This window comes from Stutzerimonas zhaodongensis, assembly GCF_003696365.1.
Lineage (GTDB): Bacteria > Pseudomonadota > Gammaproteobacteria > Pseudomonadales > Pseudomonadaceae > Stutzerimonas > Stutzerimonas zhaodongensis.
The window spans coordinates 268,410-294,866 of record NZ_RFFM01000003.1; the positions used below are offsets into that span (position 1 = coordinate 268,410).

Sequence of the window (26,457 nt, forward strand, 5' to 3'; positions counted from 1 at the left end):
GCACCGCAGATCGCGAGCGACCTCGCTCCTACAGGAAAGCAGCATGAACGACTTCAAAACCGTACAACTGGAAGTGGACTCCCGCGGTTTCGCCACACTCTGGCTCAACCGTCCGGAAAAGAACAACGCCTTCAACGCCGAGATGATCCGCGAACTTGTGCTCGCGATCGACCATGTGCAGTCGGACAAAAGCCTGCGTTTCATGCTGCTGCGCGGTCGCGGAAAGCACTTCTCAGCAGGGGCCGACCTCGCATGGATGCAGCATTCGGCCAAGCTCGATTTCGAAGCCAATCTCACCGATGCCCGCGAACTGGCCGAGCTGATGTACAGCCTCTACCACTTGAAACTGCCCACATTGGCCGTGGTGCAAGGCGCTGCGTTCGGCGGCGCGGTGGGGCTGATTGCGTGTTGCGACATGGCCATCGGCGCTGCTGATGCACAGCTTTCGCTGTCCGAGGTGCGCATCGGCCTCGCCCCTGCGGTGATCAGCCCGTTCGTGGTAAAGGCCATTGGCGAGCGCGCTACCCGCCGCTACTCCATGACCGGCGAACGTTTCAGCGGCGAACGCGCTCGCGAGCTTGGCTTGCTTTCGGAAAGCTACGACGCCGCAGAACTGGACGCCAGCCTGGATGGCTGGATCGACAATCTGCTGCTCAACAGCCCGCAGGCCATGCGGGCCAGCAAGGATCTGATGCGCGAAGCCGGCAGCATGTCGCTAAGCCCGGCGCTGCGCCGCTACACCGAAAACGCCATCGCTCGCATTCGGGTCAGCCCCGAAGGACAGGAAGGGCTCAACGCCTTCCTGGAAAAACGCAAACCGACTTGGACGCAGGAGCCACAACAATGATAACCACCCTCCTGGTCGCCAACCGCGGTGAGATCGCCTGCCGCGTGATGCGCACCGCCAAGGCAATGGGCCTTACCACCGTTGCCGTGCACAGCGGTATCGACCGTGACGCGCGCCATGCCCGAGAAGCGGATATCCGCATCGATCTGGGCGGCGCAAAACCCGCCGAAAGCTACCTCATGATCGACAAACTGATCGCCGCGGCCAAAGCCAGCGGCGCTCAAGCCATTCACCCTGGCTACGGCTTCCTTTCCGAGAACGCCGATTTCGCTCGCGCTATCGAAGACGCCGGCCTGATCTTTCTCGGCCCGCCCGCCTCGGCCATCGACGCCATGGGCAGCAAATCTGCCGCCAAGGTGCTGATGGAAAAAGCAGGCGTGCCCCTGGTGCCCGGCTATCACGGCGAAGCACAGGACGTGGAGACCTTCCGTACGGCTGCTGAAAAGATCGGCTATCCGGTACTGCTCAAAGCCACTGCAGGTGGTGGTGGCAAAGGCATGAAAGTCGTCGAGCGCGAAGCGGATCTGGCAGAGGCGCTGCAATCGGCCCAGCGCGAAGCGCAATCATCGTTCGGCGACTCGCGCATGCTGGTCGAAAAGTACGTGCTCAAACCTCGCCATGTGGAGATTCAGGTATTCGCCGACCAGCATGGCAACTGCCTGTACCTCAACGAGCGCGACTGTTCGATCCAGCGGCGCCATCAAAAAGTGGTCGAAGAAGCCCCCGCGCCCGGCCTCTCCCCCGAGCTGCGCCGCGCCATGGGCGCAGCCGCCGTCAAGGCTGCGCAAGCCATCGGCTATGTCGGCGCGGGCACTGTCGAGTTTCTGCTCGATGCCCGCGGCGAGTTCTTTTTCATGGAAATGAACACCCGCCTGCAGGTCGAGCATCCCGTCACCGAAGCCATCACCGGCCTGGACCTGGTCGCCTGGCAGATCCGCGTTGCCCGTGGCGAACAGCTGCCGATGACCCAGGAGCAGGTGCCGCTCACCGGGCATGCCATCGAAGTGCGGCTGTATGCCGAAGATCCGGACAACGACTTTCTGCCTGCCACCGGTACGCTCGATCTGTACCGGGAATCGGCTTCAGGGCCGGGCCGTCGGGTCGATAGTGGCGTAGCGGAAGGCGATACAGTCTCACCGTTCTACGACCCGATGCTCGGAAAGCTGATCGCCTGGGGTGAAGACCGAGAGGAAGCGCGCCTTCGCCTGCTGGCCATGCTCGATGAAACCTGCGTTGGCGGCGTGCGCACCAATCTTGCTTTCCTGCGTCGCGTGATAGGTCACCGCGCCTTCGCAGCGGCGGAACTCGACACCGGTTTCATTCCGCGCCATGAAACGGAGCTGATGCGCAAACCCGGCGAGCTGGCTGATGACTTCTGGCAATTGGCGGGCAAGCTCTACGTGCAGACCGAACCGCCAAAGGTTCGCGGTGACGATGCTCACTCGCCCTGGGCCAATCGTGATGGCTTGAGGTTCGGCCTGCCAGGGCGGATCGGCGTACACCTGCAATGCAACGGTGAGAGCCGTCTGGTTCGGGTGGCGGCAAACTCAGAAGAAAGCAAGCCGAGCTCCTCGGCCGCCAGCGGCCTCACGTCTACACAAGCAAAAGCCTCACGCCAGCCGAAAGCCATACGCCAGGGCAAGACGCTGTATCTGGAATGGGATGGCGAGCTGCAGGCCATAACGGCGTTCGACCCCATCGCCGAAGTCGAAGCGAGCCACCAGCACCACGGCGGCCTGACGGCACCCATGAACGGAAGCATCGTTCGCGTGTTGGTCGAGCCCGGCCAAAACGTCGAAGCTGGCGCTACGCTGATCGTGCTGGAAGCGATGAAGATGGAACACAGCATTCGCGCAGCTGAGGCCGGCGTGGTCAAAGCGGTGTATTGCGCAGAAGGCGAGATGATCAGCGAGGGTGCAACGCTGGTAGAGCTTGAGTGATGACGTTTACGGCCAACCGGCGAATCGGGGATGGGCTGCCCGTCTGGTCCAGCGATAGTGATAACCGCTGGTTCCACCTCGAAGCCATTACTTGCAATAACGGGCAAGTGCGTAAAGCAAGCTCATCGGGGGGCCGTATCCACAAGCATGCGCAGGAGCGTTCATCCTGCTCCTGCATACCCGCCCGCACCAGGCGGTGGTTACATCTTGAATCGGCGCACCAAGCCGTTGAGGTTCACCGCCAGCCGCGACAACTCCTGCGTGGCGATGCTGGTTTGCTGCGCACCGGCCGACGTCTGCACCGACAGATCACGAATGTTCACGAGGTTGCGGTCGATTTCGCGGGCGACCTGCGCCTGTTCTTCAGAGGCGCTGGCGATGACCAGATTGCGCTCATTGATGCCAGCCACAGTCTCGGCGATCTGAACCAGCGCAACACCGGCCGCCTGAGCCTTGTCCAGCGTCCCCTGAGCGCGCGATGCACTCAGTTGCAGCGCGTCCACGGTCAGCCCGGTGCCTTGCTTGATGTTGCCGATCATCGACTCGATTTCCTGAGTCGATTCACCCGTGCGTTTCGCCAGTGCCCGTACCTCATCCGCCACCACGGCAAATCCACGGCCCGCATCGCCTGCTCGTGCAGCCTCGATGGCGGCGTTGAGCGCCAACAGATTGGTCTGCTCGGCCACCGCGCGAATGACATCGAGCACCCGCGTGATGTTTTGCGTCTGGTTAGCCAGATCCCCAGCGCGATCCGACGCGCTGAGTACGTCATGGGCAAGCGCCTGAATCGAAGCGATGGCGTCGTCCAGCTGGATGCGACCTTGCTGCGCCGACTCGCTGGATTCACGGGACGCCTCGGATGTGGAGACAGCATTGCTGGCCACCTCCTCGACGGCGCAGGTCATTTCGTTAACTGCGGTGGCCGCCTGCTCGATCTGGTCATTCTGCTTCTGCAGGCCGTCGGTGCTGTCCAGCATGACGGCTGTCATTTCCTCGGCCGAGGTGGTCAGAACATGCGCCGAATCGTTGATCTGGCCAATGATGTCGCGCAGGCTCGCCTGCATTTCGCTGAGGGAAGTCAGCAGCTCGGTGGCCTCGTCATTGCCGTCGATAAAGACCTCGTGTGTCAGATCACCCTTGGCGATCTCGTTGGATACCGCTACAGCCCGGCGCATCGGCCGGACGATGCTGGCGGTCAGGATCAGCGCCAGCACTACAGTTGCTATCAAGGCAGCCAGGATCACCGCGGCAATGATCAACCGGGCATTCTTGTAGACGGCAGTCGCGACATCTACCGCATGGTGGGCACCCTCCTCGTTGAACGTGCGCAGTTTCAAAAGCGCTTGCTCGAACTGTGTGCCCATCGCGTCAACACGAGCGTTCGCTGCGGTCATTTGCGCGGCGCTCGGGCTAGCGGCCATGACACGCCTGCGCTCCTCGAGCGCTTGCGGATACTGGGCGAACACTTCCTTGGCGGCGCCGAATACGCGCGCCTCGTTGTCATCGGAGATGTGTGCCTCATAACGAACCATGAGGCTTTGGATCTCGCTCAACGCGGCTGCAATCAATGCCTCGCTCTTGCGAATCGTCTCCACGTCGCTGAAGGCGAGCTGGCGCAACGACTCCGTCTGAACATGGGCAAAGTTCAACGCCATGTCGTCGGCGGCCGCCTGGCTGGGCATCCAATCCGAGTCGATTTCGCTGCCGGCCGCACGGATCGCCGCCATCTGCATCAGGCTGAACAAACCAAGCGCGGTCAGCAGTACGGCCACGAGCGCAAAGAACAACAGCGTGCGATGGGAAATCTTCAGTTTGCGGAGCATGGGAACCTCGAAAAGGCGTGCGGCAAAAGCCGGGTTTCCTATATTTATCTGCTAGGTGCGAGCGAACTTAAACGCACGAAGTCCACTTTTTGACTACCGAGTCGGTATCCAGGCGGTTGCCGATCGGGGACCAGATCCTTACGGCGGCTCGCTTGTTTACTTGAGGAAAGATGATGACCACGACCTCTGAAATTCCACGCCGGGTACGCCTGGTTGAAGTCGGACCGCGTGACGGCCTGCAGAACGAAAAGCAGCCGATCAGCGTTGCGGACAAGGTGCGATTGGTCGATGACCTCACTGCCGCCGGTGTGCGCTACATCGAGGTAGGCAGTTTCGTGTCGCCCAAATGGGTGCCGCAGATGGCGGGCTCGGCTGACGTGTTCGCCCAGATCAAGCAGAACCCCGGGGTGACCTACGCGGCCCTGACGCCCAATCTGAAGGGCCTTGAAGCGGCCATCGAAGCGGGTGTCAGCGAGGTGGCGGTATTCGGCGCAGCATCCGAGGCGTTCTCGCAAAAGAACATCAATTGCTCCATCGACGAGAGTCTGGCGCGCTTCGCCCCTCTGATGTCTGCTGCACGAGAGAACGGCATTCAGGTGCGCGGTTATGTGTCTTGCGTGCTCGGTTGCCCGTACGAAGGCGACATCGATCCCGCGCGCGTCGCGCATGTCGCCCACGAACTGTTCGCCATGGGCTGCTACGAGGTCTCACTTGGCGACACCATCGGCACCGGCACCCCGGGCAAGACGCGTCAGCTCTTCGACCTGGTCAGCCGAACCGTGCCGCGTGACAAGCTTGCCGGGCACTTTCACGACACCTACGGCCAGGCCATGGCGAACATCTACGCCAGCCTGCAGGAAGGTATTTGCACATTCGACAGCTCGGTTGCAGGGCTTGGTGGCTGCCCCTATGCCAAAGGGGCCAGTGGCAACGTCGCCAGCGAGGATGTGCTCTACATGCTCAACGGTCTTGGCATCGAAACAGGGATCGACCTTGACTCACTGATCGCGGCGGGGCAACGCATCAGCGATGTATTGGGTCGACCCAACGGCTCACGGGTTTCGCGGGCGCGGCTAAGCGCGCAGTGACACCGCTGGCCGGCCCCGCTATGACAAAGAGGTTCATATGAACAAGATCTACCCAAACGCTGAAGCGGCGCTCGACGGTTTGGTCGAGGATGGCATGACCCTCGCCGTCGGCGGCTTCGGGCTGTGCGGTATCCCCGAGGCGCTGATCGAGGCGCTACGCGACACCGGCAGGAACAATCTCACCGTCATCAGCAACAACGCAGGTGTGGACGGCTTCGGTCTCGGCTTGCTGCTGGAGTCGCGCCAGGTGCGCAAGATGGTTTCGTCGTACGTGGGCGAGAACAAGGAGTTCGAACGGCAGTATCTGGCCGGCGAGCTGGAGCTGGAATTCACTCCACAGGGCACCCTGGCCGAAAAGCTGCGTGCAGGCGGTTCAGGCATTCCTGCGTTCTATACCAAGACTGGCTACGGCACGCTGATAGCCGAAGGCAAGGAAACCCGCCAGTTCAACGGTGAGTGGTACGTGATGGAAGAGTCGTTGACCGCCGACATCGCGCTGGTCAAAGCCTACAAGGCAGACAAGGCCGGCAACCTGGTATTCAACAAGACCGCCCGCAACTTCAACCCACTAGCGGCAATGGCCGGCAAGGTTTGCGTGGTGGAAGTCGATCATCTGGTCGAAACAGGCGAGCTGGATGCCGACCAGATTCACTTACCTGGCATCTACGTGCAGCGCATCATCCACAATCCGAACGCCGAGAAGCGCATCGAAAAACGTACGGTGAGGAGCTGATCATGGCCTGGACACGTGAACAGATGGCGCAACGCGCCGCGCAGGAATTGCAGGACGGTTTCTATGTGAACCTCGGGATCGGATTGCCGACACTGGTCGCAAACTACATCCCCGAAGGCATGGACGTCTGGCTGCAAAGCGAAAACGGGCTCCTCGGCATCGGTCCCTTCCCGACTGAAGATGAAATTGATCCGGACCTGATCAACGCTGGCAAGCAAACCGTCACCGCCCTGCCCGGCAGCGCCTTTTTCGACAACGCCATGAGTTTCGGCATGATCCGCGGCGGCCATATCAATCTGGCAATTCTTGGCGCCATGCAGGTCTCGGAGAAAGGTGACCTGGCCAACTGGATGATCCCCGGCAAGATGGTCAAGGGCATGGGCGGCGCGATGGACTTGGTAGCTGGGGTCAAGCGTGTGGTGGTTTTGATGGAGCACACCGCAAAGGGTGCGCACAAAATCATGGAGCACTGCGACCTGCCCCTTACCGGCGTCGGCGTGGTGGATCGCATCATTACCGACATGGGGGTGCTGGATGTCACCGAGCAGGGCTTGAGGCTGGTCGAACTGGCTGAGGGCGTCAGCTTCGATGACATTCAGAAAGCGACCGGCTGCACGATTTCCCGTTGAACGAGGGTACATGGCCTGATGCCACTGTGCATCAGGCTTGCTCCACGTGTAGCCTTGACGCATACACAGCACGAACGAAACGCCCGGTTCATTGCGAGCCGCGGGTGGATAGGCAAACTGGATACCTTCATGGCAAAGCAGACGTACAGCATTTCCGATTTGGCCAACGAGCTTGACATCACCACCCGCGCAATACGTTTTTACGAAGAACAGGGCATGCTCACGCCGACGCGTCGCGGTCAGGAACGTATCTACAGCCCGAAGGACCGCGTCGCCCTCAAGCTGATCCTGCGCGGCAAGCGCATCGGCTTCTCCCTCGCCGAATGCAAGACGCTCATCGAACTCTACGATCCCAAGGCCGGCAACCAGAAGCAGCTGAACATCATGCTTGGCATGATCGCCGAGCGCCGCCAGCAACTGGAGCAGCAGCTGCTCGATATCCAGCAGATGCAGTTGGAACTCGATACCGCCGAAGAGCGTTGCCTGTCGGCACTTAAAACAACCATCAGCAAAGAAGCGAGCTAGCGTCAGTTGTCTCGTTCAGGGCGGCAGAAGCACTCTGGCGTCCGCTCCCTTCATCACCTTGATTCAGGCATTCGGCGACTCAGGGCAAGCATAGTGACCGATGGATGCTAAGCAGCGAACTTGTCCGCGACGCGCACTGAACCTCGTGCAATCGAACTGCCCTTTCATCTGCTCATCCGCTCATCTGCATCCTTGCCGTTCGACTCACCGTAATCCAGGATTCCGGACACAGATCCAGATTTATGGACACCTGCGCAACCCATCCGGATTCATGTCTACTTGACTGGACACAGAGATTTCGGCCGCTTCGCTGGAACCTATCTATACCAGTATTCCAGCTTCACGCAGAACTCAGGCATAGAACCTGCAAAGCATTGCCTGCAACGTGTGGCCACATCTGGCAGGACGAGAATGTCGTGGGTAAATCGTCTCGTTCCGCCTTTACACCAGAACAACAACAAGAAGGAATCATCAATGTCCCTAACCAGAAAACTGTCCCGTCTCGCCTGCGCGGTAGGTGTCACCAGCATTATCAGCACCGGCCTGATCAGCACTGGCGCTACGGCTGCGGAGAAAATACGTTGGCAAGTGCCGCTAGCCTTCCCCTCGCATCTGATCGGCCTGACCACTCCAATTAAGCATCTGTCCGAGTCGCTCAAGGCCATTTCCGGCGGCGACATTCAACTGCGTTACTACGAGCCCGGCGAACTGGTACCGCCGTTCGAAATCATGGATGCGGTCAGCAACGGCAAGTACCCGGCCGGCTACACCTGGATTGGCTATGACCAGGGCACCATTGCGGCTCTGCCGCTCTACTCCGGCGCGCCGTTCAACATGGAGCCGCCGGCTTATCTGGCCTGGTACTACGAGGGTGACGGCAAGAAGCTGCTCGAGGAAATCTACGCGCAGCGCAACATTCATCCAATGCTGTGCAGCATCATCGGCCCTGAAGGGGCCGGGTGGTTCGCCAAGCCGATCGAGAAGCTAGAAGATATCGATGGCCTGCGCATCCGTTTCGCAGGCATCGGGGGCAAAGTGCTGGAGAAACTCGGTGCTTCGGTCACCATGATCCCGGGTGGTGAGATCTACCAGGCGTTGGAACGCAAGACCATCGATGCCACGGAATTCTCGCAACCCGCCATCGACAAGATGCTGGGGCTCGATCAGATCATCAAGAACTACATCATGCCGGGCTGGCACCAGACGCTTACGACCTCCCACCTGCTGGTGAACAAAGGCGTCTGGGACAAACTCGAGCCGCAAAGCCGCGCATTGATCGAGATGGGCTGCGAGTCCGCCACCCTGAAGGGCTTCGCTGAGAGCGAATGGGCACAGCCGACCGCCCTACGCGATTACGAGAAGCAAGGCGTTAAGGCTCAAGTATTGCCCGAGGAAGTGTTGCGTGAGCTGGAGCGAGTGACCAATGAAGTGCTTGATGAAATCGCGGCCGAGGACCAGATGTTCAACCGTGTCCTGACCAGTCAGCGCGAATTCATGCAGCATCACTCGATCTGGCATGGCAAGGGTTACCTGCCCCGCGACTACTACAAGTACGAGTGATTTCTCAGCAAGCCTGGTGACCCCTAGGGTTGACTTGTCGTGCACCTGATGTGCCGAGGCTCGCTTCCATCGCAGGCAACTGACGAAGCGAAGTAACACAGTCTCAGCACAGCAGGTGGAGAATCTAGTCGTCCCGATTGGTGCTAGCGCCACGGTCCTTGTGCCGTGTCTTCTCCTGGTTTCGGATCTCCGAGGTGGCCGTGTCCGCTCATCCCGTCTCCCCAAGCAATGCTGTGCCCGCTGCTCCCGCGGATGCACTGCCGCACAACAAACTGTCGTACTGGCTGGACAAGGCCCTGGTCGCTGTCGGCGAATCCAGTTCCTGGATCTGGCTGCTGGTCCTGGCGGTGGTGCTGACCAATGTGTTCAGTCGCTTCGTCATGTCGCGCGGTTCCATCGCGCTTGAAGAGCTGTCGTGGCACCTGTTCGGTGCCGCCCTGATGCTCGCGCTGGCCTACGCAGTGGTCCGTGATGATCACGTACGTGTCGATGTACTGCGCGAGAAATTCACATTGCGCAGCCAGGCGATCATCGAGCTGTTGGCGATCCTGATACTGGCGTTGCCGATCGTGGTGCTGATGGTCGATGCACTGGTGCCGTTCGCCTACCAGTCATTCGTACACGGCGAGCGCTCACAGGCACCCAGCGGCCTGCCGCATCGTTTCATCTTCAAAAGCGTGTTGCCCCTAGGCCTGACACTGGTTGCGCTTGCGCTGCTATCGCGCGCTACCCGCTGCAGCACACTTCTTTTCAATTTCCCGCGGGCCTTCAAGGCTCCCTCGCGTGACCGCGACCGCGGCCATTCGCAGCCCTGATGGAGTAGCCGTAATCATGGGTCTGGAAGAAATTCTCGTCATCAGCATGTTCGCAACCTTCATGGGACTTCTGCTGCTTGGCTTCCCGGTTGCCTGGTCACTGGCCGGCATCGGACTGCTCTTCGCAGTGCTCGGCCATGTAATGGTCGAACACTTTGACGCCGATCTCTGGTTTACCTGGGACGGCACAATAGGGGTCCTGGACGCACGCATCTACGGCATCGTCGCCAACGAGCTGATGGTCGCCCTCCCGCTGTTCATCTTCATGGGGATCATGCTCGACCGCTCCGGCATCGCCGAACGGCTGATGCATAGCCTGGTGCGCGTGCTGGGTCCATTGCGTGGTGGTTACGCCGTGACGGTGGTATTGGTGGGCATCCTGCTGGCCGCGTCCACTGGCATCGTCGGCGCCTCGGTGGCATTGCTCGGCATGCTTTCCATCGGGCCGATGCTGCAGGCCAAGTACAACAAGAGCCTGGCTGTGGGCACCGCCTGTTCCGTTGGCACGCTGGGCATCCTGATTCCGCCGAGCATCATGCTGGTACTGATGGCCGACCGCCTCGGCACCTCCGAGGCGTCAGTGGGCAAGCTGTTCATGGGTGCCTTAATCCCCGGAATGATGCTGGCGCTGATGTATATCCTGTATATCGTCATCGCCTCCTGGGTGAAGAAGGACTTCGCGCCGGCACCGGCCAACCGCCCGAAGCTTGATGCTCGGGCACTGCTCGATGTTTTCTGGGCCGTAGTGCCGCCCTTCGTTCTTATCCTGGCGGTCCTTGGCTCGATCTTCTTCGGAATTGCCACCACGACCGAGGCCTCCGCGGTTGGCGCATTCGGCGCGGTCATCATGGCCGCATGCAGCCGCAAGCTGAACATGACTGTACTCAAAGAGGCGCTTTACCAGACCAGCCGCACGTCAGCATTCATCTTTGGCATTTTCATCGGTGCCACCGTTTTCGCCGCCGTGCTGCGCGGCCTGGGTGGCGACGACGTCATACGCGCAGCGCTCACCGGCCTGCCGTTCGGCCAGACAGGCGTGCTGCTGACAGTGCTGTTCATCACCTTCCTGCTCGGTTTCTTTCTGGACTGGGTGGAGATCACGCTGATCATCCTGCCCCTGGTAGCGCCAGTGTTGTTCTCCATGGGCGTCGATCCGCTGTGGTTCGCGGTCCTGTTCGCGCTGTGCCTGCAGACGTCCTTCCTCACCCCACCGGTGGGCTTTGCGTTGTTTTATATCAAAGGGGTCTGTCCGCCGGAGGTCACCACGCGGGACGTTTATCTCGGCGTCATGCCCTATATCCTCATTCAACTGCTCGGGCTCGCACTGGTGTTCTTCTTTGCCCCATTGGCAACATGGCTGCCCAACGAGGTGTATGCCCAGTGAAAATCTTCGTACGTTGCCAAAACTGGGTGGACAGCGGTTACCTTGCCCATGGCAACCGGCGCCTTTCATAATCGGCAGAACCTCTCCGGACAGCTCGAATCCATGGCAATCGCCCGCAACGACCTCGACCACAACGGCCTGATCATCGGTGTTTCGCCCGAGCGCTTTCGTGCAGTGGCAATGCCGCTTCTGTTCGACCATCTCAACGCCCAGTGCGAAGGCACTATCGCGGTCAACCGGCAGGCACGCATTGTCTGGATCAACGACAAGTACGCCGAGAAGATCGGCATCAGCGACGCGCGCAGCGTACTCGGCAAGGAAATAGAGGAAGTGCTGCCTGCGAGCCGCCTGCGTGAGGTGGTGGAAAGCGGTTTGCCAAGCATGCTCGACCTCATGGCTTTCGGTGACGAACATTTCGTTGTCACCCGCATTCCACTCCGCGATGAAGATGGCACCCTTGTCGGCGCACTAGGCTTCGTGCTGTTCGACCGGGCTCAGCATCTCAAGCCATTGATGTCCAAATTCAACATCCTGCAAACGCAGCTGGTGGCCACACAGAACGAATTGGCAAAGGCCCGTCGTGCCCGCTACACCATTGCCGGCTTCATAGGCACCAGCCCCGCCGCCAGTGAAGTGAAGCGCCAAGCCCGACGCGCCGCGCAGCTGGACGCCACGGTTCTGATTCGCGGCGAAACCGGAACCGGCAAAGAGCTGTTAGCCCAAGGCATTCACAACCTGTCTCCGCGCGCCAACGGGCCATTCGTCGCGGTGAACGTTGCCGCTATTCCGGAGACCCTGGTCGAAGCCGAACTGTTTGGCACTGCGCCGGGAGCCTTTACCGGCGCGGACCGCAAGGCCCGCATCGGCAAGTTCGAAGTTGCGAATGGTGGCACTCTGTTTCTCGACGAAATCGGCGATCTGCCATTGGGGTTGCAAGCCAAACTGCTGCGCGTGCTGCAGGAACAGGAAATCGAGCCGCTAGGCTCCAACCAGGTCAAACCCCTCAACGTCAGGGTGATCGCCGCCACCCATATCGACCTGGAGGCCAAGGTCGCCGCCGGGCAGTTCCGCGATGACCTCTACTACCGCCTCAATGTGCTAGCGCTGAAAGTGCCCTCGTTGCGTGAGCGCGCCAGCGACATTCCGGCACTGGTCGAACACCTGCTCGATGATATCGCCAATCGATCGGGTCAAGCCCCGATGGAGCTCACCGCCGAAGCTGTTGCCCTGCTCTGCGGCCAGCCCTGGCGCGGCAATGTGCGTGAGCTGAGTAATCTGTTGGAGCGCGCTCAGCTCAACGCCGACGGCTTGCCACTCGAAGTGCGGCATCTTTTGCCGTTGCTGGACGTTAAAAGCTACACGGAGGTGCCAGCTGTCCAGCTCTCACCCACGTACAGCGAGCCCACAGCAATGGAGGAATTACCATTGCAGCTGCTTGCTGAATGGGTCGCCCAAGCCGAGCGTCGCGCGCTCCAGCACGCATTACGCGCCTGTAAAGGAAACCGCCGCCGCGCTGCAGTGGAGCTCGGTATTTCCCGGGCCAGCCTCTACTCCAAGCTGCAATTGCATGGATTGAGCGAGAGGTGAGTCGAGGGCCAACTGTTTGATGGGTATCGCTTTGCTCAACGCCATCTTACCGACCGCACCAAGCCCGAATGGCCGTTAGTCGCTTGTAGCTCGAAGGATGGGCCGCCCAGCCCACCCTACAGTCCTTAACTACTGCGCCACCCAGCCGCCATCGATATTCCACGCAGCACCGCGGACCTGCCTGCCAGCGTCGCTGCAGAGGAACAGCGTCAGTTCGCCCAACTCCTCCGGCGTAACGAAGTCCAGTGAGGGCTGTTTTTCCATCAGTAATTCGCGAGTCGCTCGTGCCGCATCGCCATGTTCCCGCGCTTTGTTGTCGATTTGCTCTTGGACCAGAGGCGTGAGCACCCAGCCAGGGCAAAGCGCATTGCAGGTAATCCCGGTCGTGGCGGTCTCCAGCGCTACCGTCTTCGTCAGGCCGATAACGCCGTGCTTCGCCGCAACGTAGGCAGCCTTCTGCGCTGAGGCCACAAGGCCGTGCACCGATGAGATATTGATGATCCGCCCCCAGTTACGCTCGCGCATTCCCGGCAAGGCGAGCCGCATGGTGTGGAACACCGAAGACAGATTGATGGCGATGATGCTGTCCCACCGTGCCACCGGAAACTGCTCGACTGGTGCCACGTGCTGAATGCCGGCGTTGTTGATCAGGACATCAAGCGAGCCGAGATCACGTCTGGTCTGGCTGACCATTTCTTCGATCTGCGCGGCATCGGATACGTCAGCTGGATGGTGAAGAACCCGTGTGCCATAACCAGAGACGCGTGCGATGGCCGCATCCACATCGCCGAACCCGTTGAGCATCACATCAGCGCCGGCCTCCGCCAATTTGCAAGCGATCCCAAGGCCGATGCCGCTCGTCGAACCTGTCACCAGTGCAGTTTTTCCGTCGAGGGTCATGGCAGGCTCCGGGAGTAACTACTGACAGAAGCGGCTTGCCCTGAACAATGGCACTTTCCGTCAGCATAGCGATTGTGGGGAGCTTTGATGGTCGTCATTAGCGGACCCAACACGGAACAGCCGTTCAGCGCGCTGGCCAGATCGGAAGGTTGGAACATCTGCATTTCCTTATTGTTGTTCTGGGCTGCACTTAGCGGTGCGGCATCCCGCGAACGAGCGAGACTCCCTGCCCCAGCGAAAGCCATGCCAAAACCCGATCGGAGATCAAGATCACTTATCGCTGGCGCCCATCTCCCTGTGGCAGGCGGCTGCATGGAAATCTGTCACTCACCGGCTCGGAAGCACGGTGTCCAGGATTTCGGACATGCGTAACCATCCATACATCTTCACACCATAGATGTCCGTTTGGCTGGACGGCGAATGTCACGGCGGGCCGGGGGCTGTTCAACCAACAGGCGCTCGGCATTCGTGTCGCGGACATCGTAGCCATGAAAAAAGTGCTTACAGGCTCTTAATTGATCCCGCGCCGTCATAGCGTCACGCAATACCTTCACCGTTGGGCTACTTTGTTATCCATCAAGCCAGAACCCTGGCGCTAGAGAGGAAGGGCATGCCCATGAGTGACGATGTTGGAAAGCTGATATTGAGGGTGAGCGTAGCCTTGCTGATGCTGCTGCATGGTATCGCCAAGCTTCAAGGTGGCGTCGGCGGGATTGCCGGCATGCTGGCCGGGTATGGCCTGCCGGGATTTCTCGCCTATGGTGTCTATCTCGGGGAGGTTGTAGGTCCGATTCTGGTCATCATTGGCCTGTTCACGCGGATTGGGGCGCTGCTGATGGTCGGCAACATGCTGGTAGCGATCGCCCTCGCCCATATGTCTGAGCTGTTCACGATAGGCCAGATGGGGGGCTGGGCGCTGGAGACCCAAGGCTTGTTCCTCTTCGGATCGGTCGCCATTGCACTGCTGGGCGCAGGCAGATTGAGCATTGGCGGCGTCCACGGACGCTATAACTAACGCTGGGATTGCGCTACCCGCACGGTGCACAGCTGCCGTGCGGGCGAGCGTCATTTTTTAAGATTTGTACTCAGAACAGCTTTCTGGGCACGTTCTGGTGGATCGCTTGATCAGGCTAGCAGGCCGCTTCGTCCGCATCATCTTCGGACCTACTGCCGTATCCGCCCGCCGCCGACCGCTGGCGGGTCTTAGTAACATGCTCCCGTTAGAGTCATTCACGCAGAACAACTTGTGGCCGATGTACAGGTGCCAGCTGCGCCACCAGCTCAGCAACCCAATCAATGAATACCCTTAGCTTTGCGCTGACGTGCCGGTTTGGAGGGAAAGCGATATACAGCGGCATCGGATCGAATTGCCAGTCTTGAAACAGAGGCACCAATTCGCCTCTCGCTAAATGCTCTTTGGCCATGTAGTCGGGCAACCAGAGAACGCCCAGCCCCGCCACACCGGCTCCCAAATAGGCATTGCCGTCATCGACTGAAACCCAATAACGGCCTAGCAAATGAACACGCTCGCCATCGCAATGCATGGCATACGGCATTGCCTTTCCGCTTCGCGCCCACAGGAAGCCGATGATGCGGTGATGCGTGTCTTCTAGTTCCCGAGGATGCAAAGGCGTGCCAGCGCGCTCGAGGTAACTCGGCGCCGCGTAGGTCCCAAGTTGCAGATCACCTATGTGGCGAGCAATCAATGATTGGTCGGTTAGCTCCCCGCCGCGCACAACGCAATCAACGCTCTCGTCGACAAGATCGACCATGCGATCGCTCACGCCAAGGTCCAGCTGGATATCTGGGTACAGCGCATGAAACTTCGGCAACGCTGGTATCAGGATCGTCCGTGCGAAGGGGCTTGGCACATCCACTCTGAGACGTCCTCTGGGCGCCGCCGACGCGCCGGACAAGCTGGTTTCTGCGTCATCCAGGTCGGCGAGCAGGCGCACAACCCGCTCGTAGTAGGCGGCACCATCGGCCGTTACGTTGACCTTGCGCGTCGTGCGGTTGAGCAGCCTGACGCGCAGACGCGCCTCGAGTTGCTGGACCAGTTGCGTGACGCTGGTCTTGCTCAGATTCAGCGTCTCGGCGGCCTTGGTGAAGCTGCCTGTTTCGACTACGCGGGCGAATGCCTGCATCGCGACAAAGCGGTCCATGGTGGCTCCGGGCTTTGGATTGTTTTGAATTCGTGAACAGTGATGATCAGCCTTACCAGTTTATCCGGCTGGCACGCCGCTCTACAGTCTGATTCCAGATCCCTGACACTTGCTCGACCCAACTATAGAGAGGCACTGATGAACACACGTGACGTCGTTTTCCCCGCTGGCCGCCAAGCGCTTTACGAACGCAACCGTTATTCCCCCGCCATTCGCTCCAATGGGATGCTGTACGTTTCGGGGCAAGTGGGTAGTCGCGAAGATGGATCGCCCGAGCCGGATCTGGAAGCTCAGGTCCGGCTGGCGTTTGAAAATCTAAACGCGGTTCTGCAAGCAGCCGATTGCACCTTTGACGACGTGGTCGACGTGACTGTTTTCATCGTCGATCCCCAAACCAACTTCGAGAAAATCTGGAGCGTGGTTCCGGACTATTGGGGCAGAGCACCGCACCCTACTGTGACAGCTGTCGGCGTCACCTGGCTTTATGGTTTCCAGTTCGAAATCAAGGTGATTGCCAAGCTGCCGAAAACGGTCGGCGTGTGAAGGTTCAGGTTGGCAACGTGTGAGATGTTGCCGGGGCCAGTGCGGACAAGCAGAAGCAGGCAGATCACCCGCTCCGTTTCCGTTGTCTATGCTCAATTACAGCCGTTCGCATCCGCCGGCCAAAGCGTTGCCAACCCTTCCCTGATCATCACCAAACAAGAGCTACTTTTCCATGCAATTGATCTATGCCGCTGCATCGCCCTTTGCCCGAAAGGTGAGAGTACTTGCCAGCGAGACCGGCTTAACGCCCCGACTGGAGCTGATCGAAACTTCCGTACTCCCCGTATCCGTTAACGAGCGGGTCAACTCTCTCAACCCTCTGGGCAAGATTCCCGCTTTGCTGACCGATGAAGGTGAAGCCTTGTACGACAGCCGAGTGATCTGCGAATACCTCGACAGCCTGCACGACCAACCCAGGTTATTCCCCACTGATCCCACCCTGCGATGGCAAACCTTGCGTCTGGCCGCGCTGGCGGATGGCTTGATGGAAGCCGCGGTGCTTACGCGCTACGAGCGCGCTGCACGGCCCGTGGAGCGGCAGTGGGATGAATGGGTAGATGGCCAGTTGAGCAAGGTACGGCGGGGTTTGAGGTCACTGAATGATGACGTAGGCCAACTGCAAGGCCCGCTGGACATCGCTCAGATTGGGGTAGCCTGCGCGTTGGGGTATCTGGATTTCCGATTTGCCGAGCTGAGCTGGCGTAACGAATTCCCAGGCCTTGTGGCGTTCCAGGACAAGTTTTCAGAACGGGACTCGATGCGCAGCTCTGCGCCTGCCGCCCAATGAGTGACAAGCAGGACTGATCCTTTGACTCAGCCTCCGTATCTAATCGGGCTAGCCATCAAAGTCATTGGTGTGAAGAAAGCACAATTTGTTGCCTTCCGGATCGAGACAGTAGGCACCGAAGAAATCTGCGCCATAACGTGGGCGCAGCCCCGGCGCCCCTTCATCAGCCCCTCCGCTCTTGATAGCGGCCTGCCACGCCGCTGTCACCTGCTCCTGCGAAGCGGCGGCAAAGCTGATCTGGACGCCGTTACCCGATGTAGCCGGCAAACCGTTGTAGGGTTGCTGCACATAAAACTGCGGCCACTTCGTACCGGGCCGATGCCAGCCGGCACCGGGTGGGCCGTCATCCTCTTCATCAAGCAAGCGCACCCAACCCAAGCGGCCAAGCACCAAGTCATAGAAGGCGACCATTGCCTGGAGATCGCGACCTCCAACCTGAATATGGCTGAACATGGCTCTCCTCGTCTCAACTTGGTGACTGACCTCTTCGATCATGGCTCGGCTGCTAGTCGTCAGCCGTTGAGCACGTTATCCACCAGCGCCTTGGCTTCTTCCTGGATGCGCTTGAGGTGCCCTTCGCCTTCGAAGCTTTCGGCGTAAATCTTGTAGACGTCCTCGGTGCCGGACGGGCGCGCGGCGAACCAGCCATTGTCGGTCACCACCTTGAGCCCGCCGATGGCTGCACCGTTGCCAGGTGCTTCGGTGAGGATCTGAGTGATCGGCTGACCGGCCAGCTCGGCAGCTGTGACCTGGGACGCCGAAAGTTTGCCCAACTTTGCCTTCTGCTCGCGATTGGCGGGCGCGTCGATGCGCTGGTAGACCGGCGCGCCGAAACGGTCGGTCAGCGCCTGGTAGCGTTCGCCCGGGTCCTTGCCGGTTACGGCGGTGATTTCGGCGGCCAGCAGGCCGAGAATCAGGCCGTCCTTGTCGGTCGACCAGGCCCCGCCCTGCTTGCGCAGGAATGACGCCCCAGCGGATTCCTCGCCACCGAAGCCCAGACTGCCGTCCATCAAACCATCGACGAACCACTTGAAGCCTACCGGCACCTCAACCACCTTGCGGTCGATGCCCTTGGCGACGCGATCGATCATCGAGGACGACACCAGCGTCTTGCCGATACCTGCCTGAGCGCTCCATTGCGGGCGATGGGTAAACAGGTATTCGATGGCCACGGCCAGGTAATGGTTGGGATTCAGCAGACCCACCGAGCGCGCCACGATGCCGTGACGGTCATGGTCAGTGTCGCAGGCGAAGGAGACGTCGAAGCGGTCCTTGTTTTCGATCAGCCCGGCCATGGCGTGGGGCGAACTGCAATCCATGCGGATCTTGCCGTCCCAGTCCAGGCGCATGAAACGGAAGGTCGGATCGACACGGGTCGAGAGCACTTCCAGGGGCAGACCATAGCGTTCGGCAACACGCGTCCAGTAATGCACTCCTGCCCCACCGAGTGGATCTACACCAAACTTGAGACCGGAGTTGCGGATCGCTTCGAGGTCGATTACCTGCTCCAGGCCGCTCACGTAGCTATCGATGAAGTCGAAGCGTTGTGTCGTCGGTGCTTTCAGCGCCTGGGAATAATCCATCCGCTGCACGCCTTTCAGGCCGGCAACCAGCAATGCATTGGCGCGCTCTTGAATCCACTTGGTCACACCCGTATCGGCCGGGCCGCCATTGGTGGGGTTGTACTTGAAGCCGCCATCGGCAGGTGGATTGTGCGAAGGCGTGATGACGATGCCATCGGCCAGGCCTCTGCTACGGCCGGCGTTGTATTCGAGGATGGCGTTGGAGATCGCAGGCGTCGGTGTGTAGCCGGGCTCGCCGTTGGTCTCGGTGCAACCGGCGTCGATTCGAGTCTCAACGCCGTTGGCCGCCAGCACTTCCAGGGCGGATACGAAGGCCGGTTCGGACAGCGCGTGGGTGTCCATGCCGACGAAGATCGGGCCATCTATGCCCTGCTCCCGGCGATAGTCACAGATCGCCTGGGTGGTTGCCAGGATGTGCCATTCGTTGAAGCTCGCCTTCAGCGAGGAGCCACGATGCCCGGAGGTGCCGAAAGAAACCTGCTGCGCTGGATCGGACGGATCTGGTCGCTCGCTGTAGTAGCGCGAAATCAGGCGCGGAATGTTGGTCAGCGAATGTTCTTCCGGGAGGCGTCCTGCGTTGAGGTCGATGCTCATCTATCGTTCCTTTGAAGGGTAAGTAGGTCGCCTCAGGCAACAGCGCCGCACGGGAGGCAATCGAAAACCAAGACCGGTGGTGGTCATTGTCTAGGCGCTTCGACCATCACTGATCCGGCTTTGGTTCCCCAGCCGGCGAGATGAATGTGCAGGCGACCCGGCGGTGCATGATAGTTGCCCCTGCGAACCAGGCGTAGCGTGCTAAACGCAGCCCCCAGAAACGCCTTACATCAACAGGCTGCTCCATGCCGAGACGAGCAGCAGCAGCGCCATGGCCTGATTGAAACGCCGCAGCGACGCTCTGGAGCGCAGCAGTTTGACCGCCCCGCGCCCAAGCGCGGCCCATCCAATCAGGCAAGGCATCGCTATGGCAAGGAAGATCAGCGCGTAGATTGCGTATCCTGCCAAGCCTGCATCAGCGCCCGCGAATACGCCGACTACGGCAAGTGCCATCATCCACGTCTTCGGGTTTATCAGCTGCAAAGCCGCCCCGCCCCATGCCCCGATGCGCATGTCGGCCGCGTCTGTGTCCAAGGGCTCATCAGCGCTGCGCCAGAGTTTCCAGGCCAGCAGCGTGATCCAGCCAACGCCCAACCAGGCCATCGCATTTTGCACAGCAGGTAGCCGCATCAGTAATTCGCCCAACCCCAGGCCGACCAGCATGACGATCAGTGCGGCACTCAAGCAGGCGCCCGTCAGCAGAGGGAGAGCAGCGCGCCAACCGAAACGGGCGCTGCTGCTGAGCACGAGCATGTTGGTTGGCCCGGGGGTGATCGAAGCGACAAAGGTGAACAGTACAAACGGAAGAAGCTGGTTCATCGCCGCCCCCTTACAACGGGCCGGGTGGCGGTGAATGAAAGGTAATCGATGGCAGGCATGGGCAGGTCTCCAGTTTCGACCCTGCCACTTTGTCTGTGTTTGGCTCAGCGGTCTGGAAGGTTTGAGCAGCTTTTTCGATACGCCGCGGGACTAAGACCGTAGGCCCGGCGAAACCATCGTCCGAGGTGGCTCTGATCGGCAAAACCCAGCTCCATTGCAACGTTCGCAGGTGCCAACCCCTGCCGAAGCAATTTGCGAGCGGCGCTTAGTCGAAGCTGGACTAGATAGGCGTGGGGTGCCAGCCCGAAAGAAGCCTTGAACACTCGGGACAAGCGAAAGCGGTCGACCCCAGCCACAGCTGCAAGCTCATCGAGGCCGAGGTCCTGGTCAAGATGGGCATGGAGGTAATCCCTGGTCCTTATCGCAACCGCCGGCAGCGGCGCGGGAGTCTCCAGGCGCTTGCGCCAGTGCATCCGCCTCGACAGTACATCCAGCAAACCGTCGAGTGCGGCATGCCGAACGATGCGCAACTCGTCGAGGTGAACGGCCTGAAACGCGTAGGCGATGTGCCTTACCAGGCCCGGCTCATCGGCGAGGGTTTCCTTGAAACTGGGCAGGCAATCGCTCGGCGCGTCTTCGAACAACCCACGCAGTTGGGCCTCCAGCCAATGAGGCTGCAGGTAGAAAGTCGAATAGGTGAAGCCGCCGGGGGTCGGCGCACGGCCATCGTGGATCTCGCCTGGCTCCAGCAGAAACGCCTGCCCCACGACGCTGCTGTGCAGTGCCCTGCGGCATTGGAACTGCTGGACGCCCTGCTCCGTAACGCCGATGAGGTAGCTGTCATGCCAATGCGGATCGTAGGCATGACCTTCGAAATGCGCACGGATGGTCTCGATGCCTGTTTCGGCATCCAGCTTCAGGTCGATCCAGCTATTGCCAGATTTGCTGTCGCTCATACCTTCCCGCCACCCGCTCGCTTTCGAAATGAGGATTATGGTCTGAAGCCCAGGCTAGGGTTCTAGAACATCTGTGCAGACTACAGGGTGATCAGCGTGCAGCGCGTGCCTTCAAGCTTCGAACCGCATGCGGGCCACGAGCTATATCCGCAACACGCACGACACCGTCTCGGCCAGCGAATCCAGAGTGAAGGGCTTGGTCATCAACTTCATCCTCGGCCCCAGAAACTCCGAACGAGTGGCTGCGTTTTCCGCATAACCGCTGATGAACAAGACCGGCAGATCCGGTCGGTGCTGCTGAACGATTTCAGCAAGCTGCCGCCCATTCAAGCCGGGCAAACCAACGTCAGTGACGAGCAGATCAACCGCGCTCATCTGGCCCAGCAGCTTCAACGCTTGCTGGCCGTCTTCGGCGAGATGCACGCGGTAGCCCAAATCCTGAAGCGCACTGTCGAGCAGTAATCGAACGGAGTCGTCATCCTCCACGACGAGGATCGTCTGGCCGGCGCCGGCCACCACCTCAGCATTCGCCGCGCTGGAAACGGTTTCGCTGGATGACGGCTGCGCCACAGGGATGTGCAGCGTGATCGAAGTACCGACGTCCTCGGTACTGGTCACGGAAATGAACCCACTGCTCTGCTGGACGAAGCCATAGACCATGGACAACCCCAATCCAGTCCCCTGCCCCAAGGGCTTGGTCGTGAAGAACGGCTCGAAAACCTTCGCCAGCATGGAAGCCGGAATACCGACGCCCGTATCGGTCACATCGATGGCGACGTAGAGTCCAGCGCTGCCGCCCAGGTTGGCAGCTTCTGCGGCATCAAGCTGCGCAACGCGCGTTGCGATCGTCAAGGTGCCACCGTCCGGCATCGCATCGCGCGCGTTGATACTGAGGTTCAACAGCGCGTTTTCCAGCTGATTGGGGTCCACCTGCGCCAGGCCGATATCGTCCATCAGCCGAACATCCAGGCTGATTCGTTCTGTCAGGGTCCGCCGCAAGAGATCAACCAGCGAGTTGATCAAGGGATTCACAGCCACGGCGCGGCTTTCCAGCGATTGTCGGCGCGAGAAGGCAAGTAAGCGCTGGGTCAGTGCAGCAGCGCGGCTAGCCGATGCATGCGCGGCGGACATATACCGATCGAGGTCACCGTACTGTTGTCGGCCGATACGCAAGCGCATCAGATCCAGCGCCCCGATCACTCCGGTGAGCATGTTGTTGAAGTCGTGAGCGATGCCGCCAGTGAGCTGGCCGACCGCATCCATCTTCATGGACTGGCGCAATTGCTCCTCGGCGCGGGCGCGCTCCTGGCTTTCCAGCGTCAGCTTTTCCAGGGCGTCTTCCAATGCACGGGTGCGCGCCTTTACCTGGGCTTCGAGATCATCGTTGAATCGACGTAACGTTTCCTCGTTCTGTTTCACCGCGTTGATATCGATGACCACCAGTGCCGCGCCTTTGACCTTCTGATTGGAATCGTACAAGGGCACGGCGCTGATGCGGGTCCAAAGCTCGCCACCACCTTCCGGGTAATAACGGAAATCGGCACTCGCAACTACTTCGCCACGCAATGCACGTGCACCCGCAAACTGATCACGCGGCAGCGGTTGCCCGCTGCTATCCAGGCCAACCCAGCGTCCAGTGTGGGCAGGGTCATTTGATGGAATGAGCTTATTGGGGACGTAGCGCTCGTAGTGGGGGTTACTGAGTACGGTCGCTCCCTTCATGTCGATCAGACAGACACCAACAGGAAGATGCTCGACCAGGCTCTCCAGCGTGGTGCGCTGTTCGGCCAGTTCGATCATGCGGTCACGAATTTCGAGCTGACGCTGCCGAGATCGCCACACGGTTGCCACGGTGCTGAGCAAAGATGCTGGACCCAACGGCTGTTCCAGCAGCACCAGCTCGGTGATGCTGGACGGAAGTCGCGCTCGCAATGTCTGAAAATCGGCACGCGACATGCCCCGACACTGCGATATCAGAATGAAGGGAATCCCCGACCACCCGTGCCCATCGTTCACTGAAGCAGGAAGCTCGGTGAGTGCCGGAACGAAGGTATCCATGATGATGACAGCGCCGACCCGATGGTCCAGTTGGCCAAGCATCGCCGCCAGATCCGTGCAGACGACCGCCTCATAACCTTCTTCGCCAAGAAGCTGAACCATACCGGCGCACTCTGCGCCGTCGGACGCACCAATCAGCAAAGGCTTCCTTTCGGATGAAACGTGTAGGGTCACATCGATGCTCGTCAGTGAATACTCGGAACTACGCTTGGCCGTTCTCGACCACCGCACCAGACTCGAATTGGCGCATCGATGAAACCTTGACCAGATTTCAGATGCAGCAAGGGCGTTCGACCAGAGTTGGCTGAAACGCCCGGAGCGTCGGGGCACTCGTGGCGGGAATGGTACAGGGACCGAATCGTAGGTGGCGATGGGTTTCTTACCACCTGTTTGCATCCACGCAGCCAGAGACTCGGCTCTCCACGCCGCTCACCGCTGGTCGGAATCTGCTGCGGCAACACCAACGTCGCGTAGGTGGCCGCCGATATAGATTCTGCGACCTGTCGGTCGCGCATCCAGTACGAGTTCCGGCGAGATCAGATGACTCTTCATACCGCAGCGAATCCTGTTTCATCGTCAGCGGGTTATACCGCCATTACCCGCAAGGCGTCCCTCAGCTTTGTCTACGTCGTCGCAGCGCTGTTCATTACCGCAGGCCTTGCGCTGGTTTACCTGTGCCTTGCACTGGACGAGCATCAGGTCAGCCACAGCGAAACGGATGCTGCCAGAGCAATGGAAAGCCGCCAGGACAAGATAGGCACGGCACTGGCGGACTACGCATTCTGGTACGACGCCTACAAGTACATGCACGACGCCATCGACACGGCATGGGCCTATGAGGGGGACAATATCGGCCCGTCGCTGTTTTCTACGTACGGCCTGGACGGTGTGTTCGTTCTTGGTCCGGACGCCACGACCCGCTACGGCGTCATCAATGGTGCTCTGGGCGATACGCCGGCCACCGATTGGATCACAGGAGACATTCCTGCTTTGCTTCAAGAAGCGCGCGATAAATCTGCGGACGATGCGATCGCCTACGCCTATTTTTCCGTAGCGGGTGTTCCGGCCGTCATGTCAGCGGCGGTTATGCGCCCCGACAACAGCTTCGACGACTTCACTGCGCTGTCTTACCTGGTCTACGTCGACGTACTGACGGAGGCGAAACTCAAGGTCATCGATCAGGCTTTTGACCTGGATAACCTGAAAGCAACCCTGGGCAACCTGCCCGATGCGTCGAGCCCGAAATTGACGCTGCAAGCGAAGGTGGGTGCGCCCGTAACTCTTCAATGGAACAGCGAAGATCTTGGTTTATCGCTGCTGAAGACCTACTTGCCGTTGCTCTTTCTGGTCGGGGTACTGGTTGCGGTTCTGGTCTGCTGGCTGCGCAAGCGCGTTCTGCACGCTACCCATATGATCGATGCGGCTCAGCAGGCTTTGCAGATCAGCGAACAGCGTTTCAAGAACATCTCCGAGGCGTCATCGGACTGGATCTGGGAAACCGACTCTGAGCAGAACCTGACCTATCTCTCCGACCGGTTTTGCCAGTTGACCGGGCTGCCCCGCGAGCAATGGCTCGGCCGTCCGCTGTTCGAGTTGCTTGCGTATGACACCCGACTGTTGGCAGTAAGTGCGGAGCTCGGCGCCAGCAATGCACGCCGACCAATACCGTGCGAGATGAATGCCGCCAACGACAGCCTGCGCTATTGCCAACTTTCCGCTCGCGCGGTGCGTTCAGGCGCGCAGCTGTTGGGCTTCCAGGGCACCGTGTGCGATATCACCGAAGAGATCGAAGCCAAGGCACGTATCGAGCACATCAGCCAGCACGATGCCCTGACCGGCCTCGCCAACCGCCACCGCCTGAACCACTTCATCAACAGCCGTTTGAGCGAAGGCTTGAACGCTGATCGACCGGTGTATCTGCTGGCGCTGGACCTTGATCGCTTCAAACCCATCAACGACGCATTCGGTCACGCCGCGGGCGATCTGGTGTTGCGCGAAATCGCGAATGCATTGAACAGCTGCACCCGCTCGACCGACCTGGTAGCGCGGCTGGGTGGGGACGAATTCGTCGTGGTTGCTACCGACTGCAAGAGCCCCGAACAGGCCGAAGGGCTCTGCCAACGCCTCATCGATCGCATCAACCAGCCGATCACGATAGCCGGCAACGAAGTCAGCGTCGGTACCAGCATCGGTGTGGTGTGTGCTCCTTTCGATGGAATCACCGGCGAAGACCTGCTGCGCTACGCCGACATTGCCCTGTACGAGGCCAAATCCAGCGGTCGCAACATGTTCCGATTCTACGAGCCGGCCATGAACGAACGGATCATGGAGCGTCGACAGCTGGAAATCGACATGCGACACGCCTTGCGCAGGCGCGAGTTCCGCCTGGACTTCCAGCCGCGCTACGAAGCGGCCGGCCAGCACCTTGTCGGGGCCGAAGCACTGGTGCGCTGGCATCACCCTACAAAGGGGCTTCTGCCGCCGGACAGCTTCATCCAGTTGGCCGAGGAGACCGGTCTGATCATCGAGCTCAGCGATTGGGTAATGCAGGAGGCCTGCATGAACGCCTTGACCTGGGGAGACACCATGATGGTCTCGGTGAACCTCTCTTCTGTGGAGTTTCAGCGTAACGACCTGGTTGAGCGCGTCGCGGCTGCATTGAAGATCACCGGACTCTCACCCGAGCGACTGGAGCTGGAAATCACAGAAAGCGTAATGCTCGAAGATGCCGCCGCTGCGCTGATCACCATGAACCAACTCAAGGCACTGGGCGTTCGGCTGTCGATGGACGACTTCGGTACTGGCTATTCTTCGCTCAGCTACCTGCGCACTTACCCGTTCGACGGAATAAAGATAGACCGCAGCTTCATCTCGGGCCTTGATCACTCGCAGAGCAGCGAGGCTATCGTGCACGCCATCGTCAGCATGGGCCACGCCCTGTCCTTGACGGTCACGGCCGAAGGCATAGAAACGGTCACGCAGCTCGGAAAGCTGACCGAGCTGGCCTGCGATCAGGCGCAAGGGTTCTATCTGGGGCGTCCTATCGCATCCGAGCCGTTCAAGCGAGTCGTGTCTGAGCATCAGGCGCAAGCGACCCATCGAGCGACCGCCGGCCGCTGAGCGC

Annotated in this window: 22 protein-coding genes; 14 read left to right on the top strand and 8 right to left on the bottom strand. The window is 60.0% G+C overall.

The genetic code is table 11. The annotated features are described in order from the left end of the window. The first annotated feature begins 43 nt into the window (after nucleotides 1–43). Together EA797_RS15375 and EA797_RS15380 are read left to right on the top strand one after the other, a co-directional pair. Nucleotides 44–847 (top strand): gamma-carboxygeranoyl-CoA hydratase, encoded by an 804-nt coding sequence (locus EA797_RS15375; RefSeq protein WP_122166736.1) that lies wholly within the window; start codon nucleotides 44–46, stop codon nucleotides 845–847. After that, nucleotides 844–2,787 (top strand): acetyl/propionyl/methylcrotonyl-CoA carboxylase subunit alpha, encoded by a 1,944-nt coding sequence (locus tag EA797_RS15380; protein WP_122166737.1) that lies wholly within the window; start codon nucleotides 844–846, stop codon nucleotides 2,785–2,787. Before EA797_RS15375 ends, EA797_RS15380 begins: the two co-directional genes overlap by 4 nt. A gap of 200 nt (nucleotides 2,788–2,987) precedes the next feature. On the opposite strand, the gene EA797_RS15385 is transcribed toward EA797_RS15380, so the two are convergent. After that, nucleotides 2,988–4,610 carry a methyl-accepting chemotaxis protein gene (locus tag EA797_RS15385; RefSeq protein ID WP_122166739.1) on the bottom strand — a complete coding sequence of 541 codons (1,623 nt, stop codon included), beginning with the start codon at nucleotides 4,608–4,610 and terminating at the stop codon, nucleotides 2,988–2,990. A 173-nt stretch (nucleotides 4,611–4,783) separates the two neighbouring features. Here EA797_RS15385 and EA797_RS15390 point away from each other — a divergent pair, with 173 nt between their 5' ends. The 8 genes from EA797_RS15390 to EA797_RS15425 all read left to right on the top strand — a co-directional run bounded on the left by EA797_RS15390 (nucleotide 4,784) and on the right by EA797_RS15425 (nucleotide 12,931). After that, nucleotides 4,784–5,698: a hydroxymethylglutaryl-CoA lyase gene (locus EA797_RS15390; protein ID WP_122166881.1), complete on the top strand. Its 915-nt coding sequence runs from the start codon at nucleotides 4,784–4,786 to the stop codon at nucleotides 5,696–5,698. Nucleotides 5,699–5,735: 37 nt separating this feature from the next. After that, the gene (locus EA797_RS15395) at nucleotides 5,736–6,431 is read left to right on the top strand and encodes a CoA transferase subunit A (RefSeq protein WP_122166741.1); all 696 of its coding nucleotides are present in this window, start codon (nucleotides 5,736–5,738) and stop codon (nucleotides 6,429–6,431) included. A gap of 2 nt (nucleotides 6,432–6,433) precedes the next feature. Further along, nucleotides 6,434–7,060: a CoA transferase subunit B gene (locus EA797_RS15400; protein WP_122166743.1), complete on the top strand. Its 627-nt coding sequence runs from the start codon at nucleotides 6,434–6,436 to the stop codon at nucleotides 7,058–7,060. Between the two features lie 129 nt (nucleotides 7,061–7,189). Further along, nucleotides 7,190–7,585 (top strand): MerR family transcriptional regulator, encoded by a 396-nt coding sequence (locus EA797_RS15405; RefSeq protein WP_122166745.1) that lies wholly within the window; start codon nucleotides 7,190–7,192, stop codon nucleotides 7,583–7,585. Nucleotides 7,586–8,059: 474 nt separating this feature from the next. Beyond that, complete coding sequence (locus EA797_RS15410) at nucleotides 8,060–9,145, top strand: TRAP transporter substrate-binding protein (protein WP_122166747.1); 1,086 nt, start codon at nucleotides 8,060–8,062, stop codon at nucleotides 9,143–9,145. A gap of 200 nt (nucleotides 9,146–9,345) precedes the next feature. Then, nucleotides 9,346–9,960, top strand: a complete 615-nt coding sequence (locus EA797_RS15415; protein ID WP_244214130.1) for a TRAP transporter small permease subunit — start codon at nucleotides 9,346–9,348, stop codon at nucleotides 9,958–9,960. 16 nt (nucleotides 9,961–9,976) lie between these two features. Further along, nucleotides 9,977–11,344 carry a TRAP transporter large permease gene (locus EA797_RS15420; RefSeq protein WP_122166749.1) on the top strand — a complete coding sequence of 456 codons (1,368 nt, stop codon included), beginning with the start codon at nucleotides 9,977–9,979 and terminating at the stop codon, nucleotides 11,342–11,344. Nucleotides 11,345–11,446: 102 nt separating this feature from the next. After that, on the top strand, nucleotides 11,447–12,931 hold the full coding sequence (locus EA797_RS15425; protein WP_122166884.1) for a sigma-54 interaction domain-containing protein: 1,485 nt from the start codon (nucleotides 11,447–11,449) through the stop codon (nucleotides 12,929–12,931). Between the two features lie 129 nt (nucleotides 12,932–13,060). Here the strand turns inward: EA797_RS15425 and EA797_RS15430 are convergent, their stop codons facing one another. Continuing rightward, complete coding sequence (locus EA797_RS15430; protein ID WP_122166751.1) at nucleotides 13,061–13,831, bottom strand: 3-hydroxybutyrate dehydrogenase; 771 nt, start codon at nucleotides 13,829–13,831, stop codon at nucleotides 13,061–13,063. A 616-nt stretch (nucleotides 13,832–14,447) separates the two neighbouring features. Here EA797_RS15430 and EA797_RS15435 point away from each other — a divergent pair. After that, the gene (locus EA797_RS15435) at nucleotides 14,448–14,846 is read left to right on the top strand and encodes a DoxX family protein (RefSeq protein WP_122166753.1); all 399 of its coding nucleotides are present in this window, start codon (nucleotides 14,448–14,450) and stop codon (nucleotides 14,844–14,846) included. A 211-nt stretch (nucleotides 14,847–15,057) separates the two neighbouring features. Here the strand turns inward: EA797_RS15435 and EA797_RS15440 are convergent, their stop codons facing one another. Then, nucleotides 15,058–15,993 carry a LysR family transcriptional regulator gene (locus EA797_RS15440; RefSeq protein ID WP_122166755.1) on the bottom strand — a complete coding sequence of 312 codons (936 nt, stop codon included), beginning with the start codon at nucleotides 15,991–15,993 and terminating at the stop codon, nucleotides 15,058–15,060. Nucleotides 15,994–16,131: 138 nt separating this feature from the next. On the opposite strand from EA797_RS15440, the gene EA797_RS15445 reads away from it, so the two are divergent. Then, nucleotides 16,132–16,536, top strand: a complete 405-nt coding sequence (locus tag EA797_RS15445; RefSeq protein ID WP_122166757.1) for a RidA family protein — start codon at nucleotides 16,132–16,134, stop codon at nucleotides 16,534–16,536. Between the two features lie 172 nt (nucleotides 16,537–16,708). After that, on the top strand, nucleotides 16,709–17,323 hold the full coding sequence (locus EA797_RS15450; protein ID WP_122166759.1) for a glutathione S-transferase N-terminal domain-containing protein: 615 nt from the start codon (nucleotides 16,709–16,711) through the stop codon (nucleotides 17,321–17,323). A 48-nt stretch (nucleotides 17,324–17,371) separates the two neighbouring features. On the opposite strand, the gene EA797_RS15455 is transcribed toward EA797_RS15450, so the two are convergent. The 5 genes from EA797_RS15455 to EA797_RS15475 all read right to left on the bottom strand — a co-directional run bounded on the left by EA797_RS15455 (nucleotide 17,372) and on the right by EA797_RS15475 (nucleotide 23,435). Then, the gene (locus EA797_RS15455; RefSeq protein ID WP_122166761.1) at nucleotides 17,372–17,776 is read right to left on the bottom strand and encodes a VOC family protein; all 405 of its coding nucleotides are present in this window, start codon (nucleotides 17,774–17,776) and stop codon (nucleotides 17,372–17,374) included. Between the two features lie 59 nt (nucleotides 17,777–17,835). Further along, nucleotides 17,836–19,500, bottom strand: coding sequence for a phosphoglucomutase (alpha-D-glucose-1,6-bisphosphate-dependent) (gene pgm, locus EA797_RS15460; RefSeq protein ID WP_122166763.1), 1,665 nt, complete (start codon nucleotides 19,498–19,500; stop codon nucleotides 17,836–17,838). Nucleotides 19,501–19,725: 225 nt separating this feature from the next. After that, nucleotides 19,726–20,319 (bottom strand): LysE family translocator, encoded by a 594-nt coding sequence (locus tag EA797_RS15465; protein ID WP_122166764.1) that lies wholly within the window; start codon nucleotides 20,317–20,319, stop codon nucleotides 19,726–19,728. 104 nt (nucleotides 20,320–20,423) lie between these two features. Continuing rightward, complete coding sequence (locus tag EA797_RS15470) at nucleotides 20,424–21,275, bottom strand: AraC family transcriptional regulator (RefSeq protein ID WP_122166765.1); 852 nt, start codon at nucleotides 21,273–21,275, stop codon at nucleotides 20,424–20,426. A 141-nt stretch (nucleotides 21,276–21,416) separates the two neighbouring features. Then, on the bottom strand, nucleotides 21,417–23,435 hold the full coding sequence (locus EA797_RS15475; RefSeq protein ID WP_122166886.1) for a response regulator: 2,019 nt from the start codon (nucleotides 23,433–23,435) through the stop codon (nucleotides 21,417–21,419). 438 nt (nucleotides 23,436–23,873) lie between these two features. On the opposite strand from EA797_RS15475, the gene EA797_RS15480 reads away from it, so the two are divergent. Further along, the gene (locus tag EA797_RS15480; RefSeq protein WP_122166767.1) at nucleotides 23,874–26,453 is read left to right on the top strand and encodes a bifunctional diguanylate cyclase/phosphodiesterase; all 2,580 of its coding nucleotides are present in this window, start codon (nucleotides 23,874–23,876) and stop codon (nucleotides 26,451–26,453) included. Nucleotides 26,454–26,457 lie beyond the last annotated feature (4 nt).

What these genes read in the sequence shown, in the direction of transcription:
- EA797_RS15375 (WP_122166736.1), top strand. Translation starts at nt 44, where the DNA reads ATGAACGACTTCAAAACCGTACAACTGGAAGTGGACTCCCGCGGTTTC.
- EA797_RS15380 (WP_122166737.1), top strand. Translation starts at nt 844, where the DNA reads ATGATAACCACCCTCCTGGTCGCCAACCGCGGTGAGATCGCCTGCCGC.
- EA797_RS15385 (WP_122166739.1), bottom strand. Translation starts at nt 4,610, where the DNA reads ATGCTCCGCAAACTGAAGATTTCCCATCGCACGCTGTTGTTCTTTGCG.
- EA797_RS15390 (WP_122166881.1), top strand. Translation starts at nt 4,784, where the DNA reads ATGACCACGACCTCTGAAATTCCACGCCGGGTACGCCTGGTTGAAGTC.
- EA797_RS15395 (WP_122166741.1), top strand. Translation starts at nt 5,736, where the DNA reads ATGAACAAGATCTACCCAAACGCTGAAGCGGCGCTCGACGGTTTGGTC.
- EA797_RS15400 (WP_122166743.1), top strand. Translation starts at nt 6,434, where the DNA reads ATGGCCTGGACACGTGAACAGATGGCGCAACGCGCCGCGCAGGAATTG.
- EA797_RS15405 (WP_122166745.1), top strand. Translation starts at nt 7,190, where the DNA reads ATGGCAAAGCAGACGTACAGCATTTCCGATTTGGCCAACGAGCTTGAC.
- EA797_RS15410 (WP_122166747.1), top strand. Translation starts at nt 8,060, where the DNA reads ATGTCCCTAACCAGAAAACTGTCCCGTCTCGCCTGCGCGGTAGGTGTC.
- EA797_RS15420 (WP_122166749.1), top strand. Translation starts at nt 9,977, where the DNA reads ATGGGTCTGGAAGAAATTCTCGTCATCAGCATGTTCGCAACCTTCATG.
- EA797_RS15425 (WP_122166884.1), top strand. Translation starts at nt 11,447, where the DNA reads ATGGCAATCGCCCGCAACGACCTCGACCACAACGGCCTGATCATCGGT.
- EA797_RS15430 (WP_122166751.1), bottom strand. Translation starts at nt 13,831, where the DNA reads ATGACCCTCGACGGAAAAACTGCACTGGTGACAGGTTCGACGAGCGGC.
- EA797_RS15435 (WP_122166753.1), top strand. Translation starts at nt 14,448, where the DNA reads ATGAGTGACGATGTTGGAAAGCTGATATTGAGGGTGAGCGTAGCCTTG.
- EA797_RS15440 (WP_122166755.1), bottom strand. Translation starts at nt 15,993, where the DNA reads ATGGACCGCTTTGTCGCGATGCAGGCATTCGCCCGCGTAGTCGAAACA.
- EA797_RS15445 (WP_122166757.1), top strand. Translation starts at nt 16,132, where the DNA reads ATGAACACACGTGACGTCGTTTTCCCCGCTGGCCGCCAAGCGCTTTAC.
- EA797_RS15450 (WP_122166759.1), top strand. Translation starts at nt 16,709, where the DNA reads ATGCAATTGATCTATGCCGCTGCATCGCCCTTTGCCCGAAAGGTGAGA.
- EA797_RS15455 (WP_122166761.1), bottom strand. Translation starts at nt 17,776, where the DNA reads ATGTTCAGCCATATTCAGGTTGGAGGTCGCGATCTCCAGGCAATGGTC.
- pgm (WP_122166763.1), bottom strand. Translation starts at nt 19,500, where the DNA reads ATGAGCATCGACCTCAACGCAGGACGCCTCCCGGAAGAACATTCGCTG.
- EA797_RS15465 (WP_122166764.1), bottom strand. Translation starts at nt 20,319, where the DNA reads ATGAACCAGCTTCTTCCGTTTGTACTGTTCACCTTTGTCGCTTCGATC.
- EA797_RS15470 (WP_122166765.1), bottom strand. Translation starts at nt 21,275, where the DNA reads ATGAGCGACAGCAAATCTGGCAATAGCTGGATCGACCTGAAGCTGGAT.
- EA797_RS15475 (WP_122166886.1), bottom strand. Translation starts at nt 23,435, where the DNA reads ATGGTTCAGCTTCTTGGCGAAGAAGGTTATGAGGCGGTCGTCTGCACG.
- EA797_RS15480 (WP_122166767.1), top strand. Translation starts at nt 23,874, where the DNA reads ATGACTCTTCATACCGCAGCGAATCCTGTTTCATCGTCAGCGGGTTAT.